Origin of the sequence: Kitasatospora sp. NPDC091257 (assembly GCF_044757675.1) — a bacterium.
In the GTDB taxonomy this organism is placed as follows: domain Bacteria; phylum Actinomycetota; class Actinomycetes; order Streptomycetales; family Streptomycetaceae; genus Kitasatospora; species Kitasatospora lactacystinica.
The window spans coordinates 1-1,076 of the sequence record NZ_JBIVVI010001877.1; the positions used below are offsets into that span (position 1 = coordinate 1).

The 1,076-nt window shown below is 70.4% G+C and carries 1 pseudogene; it reads right to left on the minus strand.

From position 1 onward, the window contains the following. Positions 1 to 94 precede the first annotated feature (94 nt). Positions 95 to 1,012: pseudogene (locus tag ACIQOV_RS42625) on the minus strand (proline dehydrogenase family protein); the annotation flags it as partial. Positions 1,013 to 1,076: the final 64 nt, after the last annotated feature.

Genomic DNA, 1,076 nt, shown 5'->3' on the forward strand with positions numbered 1-1,076 from the left:
AGGAGCACGACGACGGACTCGACGCCAACGGCATGTTCGTCATGCTCTCGCTGGACGGCCGGATCCACTCCTGGATGGGCGGGAGCCACCAGGGAGCCATGGCGCGCAGGAAGAAGGTCAGGTTGGCCGGGCGCTCCGCGAGGCGGCGCATGAAGTACCCGTACCACTCCTGGCCGTACGGGAGGTACACGCGCATCGTGTTGCCCTCGCCGGCGAGGCGCAGCTGCTCCTCGGGGCGGATGCCGAACAGCATCTGATACTCGAAGGAGTCCCGCTTGCGGCCGTTCCACTGGGCCAGCTGGCCGGCGATCTTGATCATGTTGGGGTCGTGCGAGGCGATCATCGGGTAGCCCTCGCCCGCCATCAGGACCTTCAGGGCGCGGACGTACGCGAGGTCGACCTCGTGCTTGCCCTGGAAGGCGACCGACTCGGGCTCCTTGTAGGCGCCCTTGCACAGGCGCACGCGGGAGCCCTCACTCGAGAAGTCGCGGCAGTCGGCCTCGGTGCGGCGCAGGTAGGCCTGGAGCACGACGCCCAGCCAGGGGAAGTCCGCCCGCAGCTCGCGCGCGATGGCGAGGGTGGAGTCGGTGGTGGTGTGGTCCTCCATGTCGAGGGTCACCGTGGTGCCGGCGTCGGCGGCGGCCTCGCAGATGCGGCGGGCGTTCTCCAGCGCGATCTTCTCGCCGTCCACCGGGAGGAACTGGCCGACGGCCGACAGCTTGACCGACACCTCGGCGCCGGCCGCGAGGCCGGTGTCCTTGAGGGCCTTGAGCAGGTGCTCGTAGGCCTCGGCGGTGCCGGCGGCCTGGGCGGCGTCCTGGGTGTCCTCGCCGAGGTGGTCCAGGGTGACCTTGCGGCCGGTGGCGATCAGGTCGTCCGTGGCGGTGACGGCGTCGTCGAGGACGTCGCCGGCGACGAAGCGCTCGACTATCGCGTGGGTCGGCGGGAAACTCTCGACCACGGTGCGGACCTGCGGGGACCGGGAGGCCGCGAGAAGGGCGGAACGGAGCATCGTGACTCCTGGAGCTGGTGTTTCCAAGGGTGGCAGAAGGGCCGGGGCGGCGGTACGGGGGTGG